8 protein-coding genes are annotated in these 7,572 nt (G+C 69.4%); 2 read left to right on the top strand and 6 right to left on the bottom strand.

Annotated elements, in window-relative coordinates; all coding sequences use genetic code 11:
- Positions 1–568: hypothetical protein (locus tag GBZ26_RS24610; RefSeq protein WP_174441097.1), on the bottom strand; the 568-nt coding region annotated here is incomplete at its 3' end.
- 184 nt (positions 569–752) lie between these two features.
- On the opposite strand from GBZ26_RS24610, the gene GBZ26_RS24605 reads away from it, so the two are divergent.
- Together GBZ26_RS24605 and GBZ26_RS24600 are read left to right on the top strand one after the other, a co-directional pair.
- Positions 753–1,580 (top strand): SDR family oxidoreductase, encoded by an 828-nt coding sequence (locus GBZ26_RS24605; protein WP_174441096.1) that lies wholly within the window; start codon positions 753–755, stop codon positions 1,578–1,580.
- A gap of 346 nt (positions 1,581–1,926) precedes the next feature.
- Entirely contained in the window at positions 1,927–2,184 is a 258-nt protein-coding gene (locus GBZ26_RS24600; protein WP_109072703.1) for a hypothetical protein, read from the top strand.
- A 70-nt stretch (positions 2,185–2,254) separates the two neighbouring features.
- Here the strand turns inward: GBZ26_RS24600 and argE are convergent, their stop codons facing one another.
- From argE to GBZ26_RS24575, 5 genes are read right to left on the bottom strand one after another with little or no spacing between them, the layout of a single operon-like run.
- Positions 2,255–3,451: an acetylornithine deacetylase gene (gene argE / locus GBZ26_RS24595; protein ID WP_174441095.1), complete on the bottom strand. Its 1,197-nt coding sequence runs from the start codon at positions 3,449–3,451 to the stop codon at positions 2,255–2,257.
- A complete protein-coding gene (locus GBZ26_RS24590) occupies positions 3,448–4,455 on the bottom strand; it encodes an ABC transporter ATP-binding protein (protein WP_174441094.1) in 1,008 nt (335 codons plus the stop codon). The genes argE and GBZ26_RS24590 overlap by 4 nt, the downstream gene beginning before the upstream one ends.
- Positions 4,452–5,441, bottom strand: coding sequence for an ABC transporter ATP-binding protein (locus GBZ26_RS24585; RefSeq protein ID WP_174441093.1), 990 nt, complete (start codon positions 5,439–5,441; stop codon positions 4,452–4,454). The genes GBZ26_RS24590 and GBZ26_RS24585 overlap by 4 nt, the downstream gene beginning before the upstream one ends.
- A gap of 14 nt (positions 5,442–5,455) precedes the next feature.
- Positions 5,456–6,358 carry an ABC transporter permease gene (locus tag GBZ26_RS24580; protein WP_174441092.1) on the bottom strand — a complete coding sequence of 301 codons (903 nt, stop codon included), beginning with the start codon at positions 6,356–6,358 and terminating at the stop codon, positions 5,456–5,458.
- Positions 6,355–7,332: an ABC transporter permease gene (locus GBZ26_RS24575; protein WP_174441091.1), complete on the bottom strand. Its 978-nt coding sequence runs from the start codon at positions 7,330–7,332 to the stop codon at positions 6,355–6,357. Before GBZ26_RS24575 ends, GBZ26_RS24580 begins: the two co-directional genes overlap by 4 nt.
- Positions 7,333–7,572 lie beyond the last annotated feature (240 nt).

Genomic DNA, 7,572 nt, shown 5'->3' with positions numbered 1-7,572 from the left:
CCCTACAGCGGCCTTCCCGACGAGACCTTCGCGGAGTTCCTGCGCCGCGCAGGTTGAGGAACAGCAGCGAGTCGCCGAAGGCGGTGTAGCCGCCGCCCAGCCCGTCCTGCTCCGCCGCGGCGGCGAGAAAGAAGCGCTGGGCGCGCTCCGGCGTCAGGCTGCCCGTGGGAAAGCGGACCAGGGCGTAGCCGGTGGCGCCGTCCGCGCTGTCGAAATCCGCCACCAGGACGCTCTCCTGCGAGAAGCTCCAGGCGATGGCCCCGGCCAGCCGGTCGGCGGGCGCGTCCTCCAGCCGCAGGGTCAGGTGGAGCGACGGGTTGGTCTGGAGCCGGTAGCCGCCCATCCGCAGGTCGGCCACCGCGACCGCTCCATCCAGGCCGGCGGCGTCGAGGATGGCCGGCAGCAGCTCGGTCCGGGAGCGCTCGGTCAGGCGCTGCCGCGCCTCGTAGGACGCGCCGGGCGGGGCGCCCGCCGGCACGGCCTCGAAGAACAGGTGCTGCGCCACCGCCTGCGCGAAGGCGGGCGCCGTGGCGAGGATCAGCGCGAGGGCAAGGGCAAGACGACGCACCGGCCGGGGTTCCCGAGCGAGAGGGGCAAGCGCAGTCTAGACGGGAACAGCATATTGACGCATAGGTTAATTGAGTGACGCCCGCGTCTGGACGAGTCCCGGGTGATCTGTGCTAGCATCGCCGACAAACCGGGCGGCCGCGGCGGCCGGCTCCGACGGACGAACCATGGGGAGGGCAAGCGACATGACGGACGCGCGCACGCTGAAGGGCAAGACCCTGTTCATCACCGGCGCCAGCCGGGGCATCGGCAAGGCGATCGCGCTGCGCGCCGCCCGCGACGGCGCCAACCTCGTCATCGCCGCCAAGACGTCGGAGCCGCACCCCAAGCTGCCCGGCACCATCTTCTCCGCCGCGGAGGAGGTCGAGGCCGCCGGTGGCAAGGCGCTGCCGATCCTCTGCGACATCCGCGACGACGCCCAGGTGGCCGAGGCGGTGGCCCGCACGGTGGAGGCGTTCGGCGGCATCGACATCCTGGTCAACAACGCCAGCGCGATCAGCCTGACCGGCACGCTGGACACCCCGCTGAAGCGCTGGGACCTGATGATGGGGGTCAACGGGCGGGGCACCTTCGCCTGTTCCCAGGCCTGCCTGCCGCATCTGCTGAAGGCCGAGAACCCGCACATCCTGACCTTGTCGCCGCCGCTGAACCTCAATCCGCGCTGGTTCCAGCACCACACCGCCTACACCATCGCCAAATACGCGATGAGCCTGTGCACGCTGGGCATGAGCGCCGAGTTCCGCGGCAAGGTCGCCGTGAATTCCCTGTGGCCGCGCACGATCATCGGCACGGCGGCCATCGCCATGCTGAAGGGCGCCGCCGAGTTCGACAATTGCCGCAAGCCGGAGATCCTGGCCGACGCCGCCCACGCCATCCTGACCCGCGATGCCAGGACCTGCACCGGCCATTTCTTCATCGACGATGAGGTGCTGGCGGAGGAGGGCGTCACCGACCTGGAGCCCTACGCGGTCGAGCCGGGCGCCCCGCTGGCGCCGGACATCTTCCTGGATTGAGGGCGGTCCGATCAAACCGCAGAGCGCAAGGGAGGGCGTGCCGGGGCTGCCCCTTTTGCGCTCCTCTTCCGCGCTTGTGAGCGCGCTTTGTGCAGGGCAGCGTTCCCACGATATCACAAGCATCGGCCACAGGTTTCGGTTACACTACGGTTTGTTTGCTCCCCAAATCGAAAGGGACCCTTTTCGCCGATCGGCTGATCCCCGGATTCAATCCGCCAACCGGCAAGTGTCCGCACGTCCCTTTCCAGCTTGTTTGCACACACCGTCCGGTTGGGGCGGAGCGGATGCTCGAACAGCGTCAAACACTGAGCTTGTCCCAGAACAATCGGTTCATTCCGGAGCTCTTATGACCATCGAGCTGCACACCTTTACCGTTACCCTGAATCACTCGGAAGCAACGGCGTACAAGAGTCTGGCCGAGCATCGGGCCTGGGTCCGCACCGCGGTGTCCGACCTGTCGGAGGTGCTGCGCACCGCCGGCATGGGCGCGGAGGCCCGCCTGCGCGGGCACGACCGCTGCGGTCACCTCGTCGTCGAGGCGACCGACACGGGTGCGAACTTCCTGCGCACCCTGCCGGCCATCGTCAGCGTGGAGGTCCACTGACCGGCGAAGCGCAACGGTCCAGGGACAATTTGAAAGGGGGCCGGAGCGGAAACGCTCCGGCCCTTCCGCGTTAAAGGCCCTTTTTCGCGGCGTCCCTCAGACGGTGCAGGAAACGCTCGGCGCGGGCGAGTTCGCTCAGCTCCACATACTCGTCGGGCTTGTGGGCCTGCTCGATGTCGCCGGGGCCGCAGACCACGGCGGGGATGTTGGCGATGCTGGTGAACAGCGCGCCCTCCGTGCCGAAGGCCACCTTGCCATGGCCGTTCTGTTCCGCGAGGTTCTTGACCAGCGTCACCTCCTCCGACTCCGGCGGGGTGTCGAGCGCCGGGCTGTCCGACAGGGTTTCCCAGGAGAATCCGGCATCCGGACGGACGGCGCGCATCTCCGGCTCCAGCGTCTTGGCGAAGTCCCGCAGCTCCTTCAGCATCGGCGCCACGGGATGGTCGGCGAGATGCCGGATCTCGAACTCGAAGGAGGCGTCGGAGGGGACGATGTTGCGGGCGGTGCCGCCCTCCATCACCCCGGTGTGCACTGTGGTGTAGGGCACGTCGTAATCGTAATCGAACGGCCCCTGCTCGGCGAAGCGGCGGCCCATGCCGCGCAGGAAGGACACCAGCTCCGCCGCGTACTCCACGGCGTTCACCCCCTGCGGGGCGAGCGAGGAATGGCAGGCGTGGCCGTGGACGCGGCAGCGCAGCGCCACTTTGCCCTTGTGGCCGACGATCACCCGCATCCGCGTCGGCTCCCCGACGACGCACAGGCGCGGCTTGACCGCCATACCGGCGAGCCGGGTCAGCAGGCCGGGCACGCCGAGGCAGCCCAACTCCTCGTCGTAGGAGAAGGCGTAATGGACCGGCGTCGTCAGGTTGGCGGCCAGGAAGTCCGGCGCCATGGCCAGCGCCGCCGCGATGAAGCCCTTCATGTCCGCCGTGCCGCGCCCGAACAGCTTGCCGTCGCGCTCCGTCAGGGTGAAGGGATCGCTCGACCAGTCCTGGTCGTCCACCGGCACCACGTCGGTGTGGCCGGACAGGCAGACGCCGCCGCGGTCCATCGGGCCGATGGTGGCGTAGAGGTTGGCCTTGGTCCGCTCCTCGTTGAACACCAGCGTGCTGGACACCCCCAGCGCCGCCAGATGGTCGCGGATGTAGTGGATCAGGTCGAGGTTGGAGTTGCGGCTGGTCGTGTCGAAGGCGATCAGGTCGCGCAGCAGCTCCAGCGTGCGCGGGCTGCACGCGGATGGGCCGGCGGGATCGGGTGAGGGCATCATGGACCTGTGGTTTCGTTCAGGTGGCAGGCGGACCAGCGTCGCGGCGCGATCTCGCGCAGGGCCGGGCGTTCCGCCGAACAGCGTGGCATCGCGTGCGGGCAGCGCGGATGAAAGGCGCAGCCCGACGGCGGGTCGAGGGGCGATGGAATCTCTCCGCGGATCGGCGCGAACCGCCGCTTCTCCACGGACACGCGCGGCGCCTCGTCCAACAGCGCCTTGGCATAGGGATGATTGGGTTTGTCGAACAGCTCCGGTGTCGGGGCCAACTCCACGATCCGTCCAAGATACATGATCGCGGTGCGGTCGGAAATGTGTTCCACGACGCCCAGGTCGTGGCTGATGAAGAGATAGGTCAGCGACAGCTCTTCGCGCAGGCGCATGAACAGGTTGATGATCTGCGCCTGGATCGACACGTCCAGCGCCGCGACGGACTCGTCGCAGACCAGCACGTCCGGCTGCACCGCCAGCGCGCGGGCGATGCCGATGCGCTGCCGCTGCCCGCCGGAGAACTGGTGCGGGTAGCGCCGCAGATAGGCGGGGTCCAGCCCGACCTGCCGCAGGGTCGCGGCCACATACTCCTCCGCCTCCCGCCGCGGCACCAGCCCGTGGACCACCGGCGCCTCGCCGACGATGTCCGCCACGCGCAGGCGCGGGTTGAGCGAGGCCATGGGGTCCTGGAAGACCATCTGGATCTTCAGGTTGGCGTGGTGGCGGTCGGCTGGGGACAGGTCTTGCAGATCGCGGCCGCGCCAGCGGATGGCGCCGGCGCTCGGCGGCAGGATGCCGGCGACCATGCGGCCCAGCGTGCTCTTGCCGCAGCCGGATTCGCCGACCAGCCCGACCACCTCGCCCTCCGCAATGGACAGGTCAACGCCGCTGACCGCCTGAACCGCCCGGTCGTCGATGGCCGCGCCCAGCCGGCGGGCGAAGCGCTCCACCACGTCCAGCTTGCGCGAGAAGCGCTTGGTCAGCCCGTCCAGTTCGACGATGGATGCGGCGCTCATGCGGCGTCTCCCCGCGCTTCGGCTCCGACGGGGTTCCAGCAGCGCCAGGCGCGGTCCTCCCGCTCTCCCGCCAGTTCCGGCATCACGGTGCAGGCTCCGCTGGACCGGTCGCAGCGCGGGCGGAAGGCGCAGCCCTCCGGCAGGTCGAGGACGGAGGGCGTCATGCCGGGGATGGAGCGCAGCGGCACGCCCCGCCGGTTGCGGCTGGGCACCGATTCCAGCAGGCCGCGGGTGTAGGGGTGGCGCGGGTTGCCGATGATCTCCGCCACCGTCCCGGTCTCCACCACCCGGCCGGCGTACATCACCGCCACCCGGTCGGCCAGCGCCGACACGACGGCGAGGTCGTGGGTCACCCAGATCAGCGCCGTCCCCGTCTCGCGGCAGAGCGTCTGCACCTCGAACAGGATCTGAGCCTGGATGGTGACGTCGAGCGCGGTGGTCGGCTCGTCGGCGATGATCAGGTCCGGGGAATGCAGCAGCGCTATGGCGATGGCGACGCGCTGGCGCATCCCGCCGGAGAACTGGTGCGGGTAGGAGGCCAGCCGCTCGTCGGGCGAGGCGATGCCGACGCGGGCCAGCGCCCGGCGGGAACGCTCCCACGCCTCGGCCCGGCCGACCGTCTCGTGGGCCCGTACGGCCTCGACCATCTGGGTGCCGATGCTCAGCACCGGGTTCAGCGTCATCATCGGGTCCTGGAAGATCATGGCGATGCGCCGCCCACGGATGGCGCGCAGCCGCTTCTCCCCGGCGCCGACCAGATCCTCGCCCTGGAACAGCACCCGGCCGCCGACCACCCGCCCCGGCGGATCGACGAGGCCGAGGATGGATTGCCCGGTCACCGACTTGCCGGAGCCGGACTCGCCCACCAGCCCGAGGATCTCACCGCGGTCGAGGCGCAGGTCGACCCCGTCCACCGCCTTCACGGTGCCGGCGCGGGTGAGGAAATGCGTCTTCAGCCCGTCCACGCGCAGCAGGGGTTCGGTCATCGCGTCGCCCCTCCTCAATGGTTCAGGCGCGGGTTAAGGACGTCGCGCAGCCGGTCCCCCACCAGATTGATCGCCACGATGGTGACCAGCAGGGCGAGGCCGGGGAACAGGCTGACCCAGTAATCGCCCGAGAGCATGTACTGGTAGCCCGACGCGATCAGCATCCCCAGCGACGGCTGGGTCACCGGCACACCGACGCCGAGGAAGCTCAACGTCGCCTCCAGCGCGATGGCGTGGGCGACCTGCACCGTCGCCACCACGATCAGCGGCGGCAGGCAGTTGGGCAGCAGGTGGCGCATCATGATCCGCCGGTGGGGCAGGGCCAGGCACTGCGCGGCCTCGATGTACTCCTTGCGGCGCTCCACCAGGGCGGAGCCGCGGATGGTCCGCGCGTAATAGGCCCACTGCACGGCGGCGAGAGCGACGATCACCTTGTCCACTCCCTTGCCCAGCAGGGCCAGCAGGATCAGCGCGATCAGGATGGCCGGGAAGGAAAGCTGGATGTCCACCAGCCGCATGACCAGCCCGTCCACCCGGTCCCCGGCATAGGCCGCCAGCAGCCCGACCGCCACCCCGACGGCGAGCGCGATCAGCGTGGCGACCACCCCGACCAGCAGGCTGGTGCGCAGCCCGAAGACGATGGCCGACAGCATGTCGCGCCCCTGGTCGTCGGTGCCCAGCCAATAGGTCCAACCGCCGCCGCCCAGCGACCCCGGTGCCATCATGCCGTCGAGGATGTCCAGTTGCGCGAGGTCGTAGGGATCCTGCGGCACCACCCAACGGGCGAGCAGGGCGGCCAGCACGATCAGCACCAGCGCCGCCAGCCCGGCCAGCGCCGTGCGCGACCGCGCGAAGTCCCGCGCCAGCCGCAGGAAGGGCGTCTCGACCGCCGGGGCCTTGGCCACAACTGTGCTCATGCCCGTCCTCCGCCAAGCCGGATTCGCGGGTCGAGCAGCGAATAGACCAGATCGACGATCAGGTTGATGACGACGAACAGCAGCACCGTGACCAGCAGGTAGGCGATCACCACCGGCCGGTCGAGCTGGAGGATGCTGTCGATCAGCAGCTTGCCCATGCCCGGCCAGGCGAAGACCGATTCCGTGACCACCGAGAAGGCGATGACGCTGCCCAGCTCCAGCCCGAGGACGGTGACCACCGGGATCATGATGTTCTTCAGGATGTGCACCCCGACCACCCGCGCGGGCGCCAGCCCCTTGGCGCGGGCGAACTTCACATAGTCCTGCAAGGCGACCTCCCGCGTGCCGGCGCGGGCCAGACGGATGACCAGCGACAGCTTGAACAGGGCCAGATTGACGGCGGGCAGGATCAGATGGGCCAGCCCGTCGGCGGTCAGGAAGCTCCACTGCACGCCGAACAGGCTCGCCGTCTCGCCGCGCCCGCCCGCCGGCAGCCAGCCCAGAGTCACCGCGAAGGCCATGATGAGCATCATGCCCACCCAGAAGGTGGGCAGCGAGAAGCCGAGGATCGAGCCGGTCATGATGACCCGCCCGGCCAGGGAATCCGGCTTCAGCCCGGCCCACAGCCCCAGCGGGATGCCCAGCACCACCGCCACCAGCATGGCGCAGAGCGCCAGCTCCAGCGTCGCCGGGAAGCGTTGCAGCACGAGGCCGAGAGCCGGCACCCCATGGACGAAGCTGGTGCCGAGGTCGCCGCCGAGCGCGCTGTCCACGAAGCGCAGGAACTGCTCGTGCATGGGCTTGTCGAGCCCCAGCCGGGCGATGGCGGCGGCGCGTTCGAACTCGTCAGCCTCGGGGCTGATGAGCACGTCGATGGGGTTGCCGATGGCGAAGATGCCGGCGAAGACCAGCACCGACATCGCCACCACGACGACCGCGCTCTGCGCCAGCCGCCGGAGGATGAAGACAAGCATGGCGCCTTTACCCCACGGGTGTGACGGATGAGGGAGCGTCGCCCCCTCTCCCGTCCCGGGAGAGGGAGGGGCCCGCCGCATCGCGGCGGGAGGGTGAGGGTAAAGCCAAGTAGAAAGGCGCTGTCCCTGTCCTTTATAACCCTCTGACGCCGCCGACGGTCCCCGCCGTTGTACCCTCGCTGGTGCGTTGTTCCCTTAAAAAAAATAGACACATAATGCCATGGCGTCCGCGTCACTCTG

This window comes from Azospirillum formosense, assembly GCF_013340925.1.
Taxonomy (GTDB): Bacteria; Pseudomonadota; Alphaproteobacteria; order Azospirillales; family Azospirillaceae; genus Azospirillum; species Azospirillum formosense.
This window is presented reverse-complemented; position numbering and strand designations above follow the sequence as displayed.

What these genes read in the sequence shown, in the direction of transcription:
- GBZ26_RS24605 (WP_174441096.1), top strand. Translation starts at nt 753, where the DNA reads ATGACGGACGCGCGCACGCTGAAGGGCAAGACCCTGTTCATCACCGGC.
- GBZ26_RS24600 (WP_109072703.1), top strand. Translation starts at nt 1,927, where the DNA reads ATGACCATCGAGCTGCACACCTTTACCGTTACCCTGAATCACTCGGAA.
- argE (WP_174441095.1), bottom strand. Translation starts at nt 3,451, where the DNA reads ATGATGCCCTCACCCGATCCCGCCGGCCCATCCGCGTGCAGCCCGCGC.
- GBZ26_RS24590 (WP_174441094.1), bottom strand. Translation starts at nt 4,455, where the DNA reads ATGAGCGCCGCATCCATCGTCGAACTGGACGGGCTGACCAAGCGCTTC.
- GBZ26_RS24585 (WP_174441093.1), bottom strand. Translation starts at nt 5,441, where the DNA reads ATGACCGAACCCCTGCTGCGCGTGGACGGGCTGAAGACGCATTTCCTC.
- GBZ26_RS24580 (WP_174441092.1), bottom strand. Translation starts at nt 6,358, where the DNA reads ATGAGCACAGTTGTGGCCAAGGCCCCGGCGGTCGAGACGCCCTTCCTG.
- GBZ26_RS24575 (WP_174441091.1), bottom strand. Translation starts at nt 7,332, where the DNA reads ATGCTTGTCTTCATCCTCCGGCGGCTGGCGCAGAGCGCGGTCGTCGTG.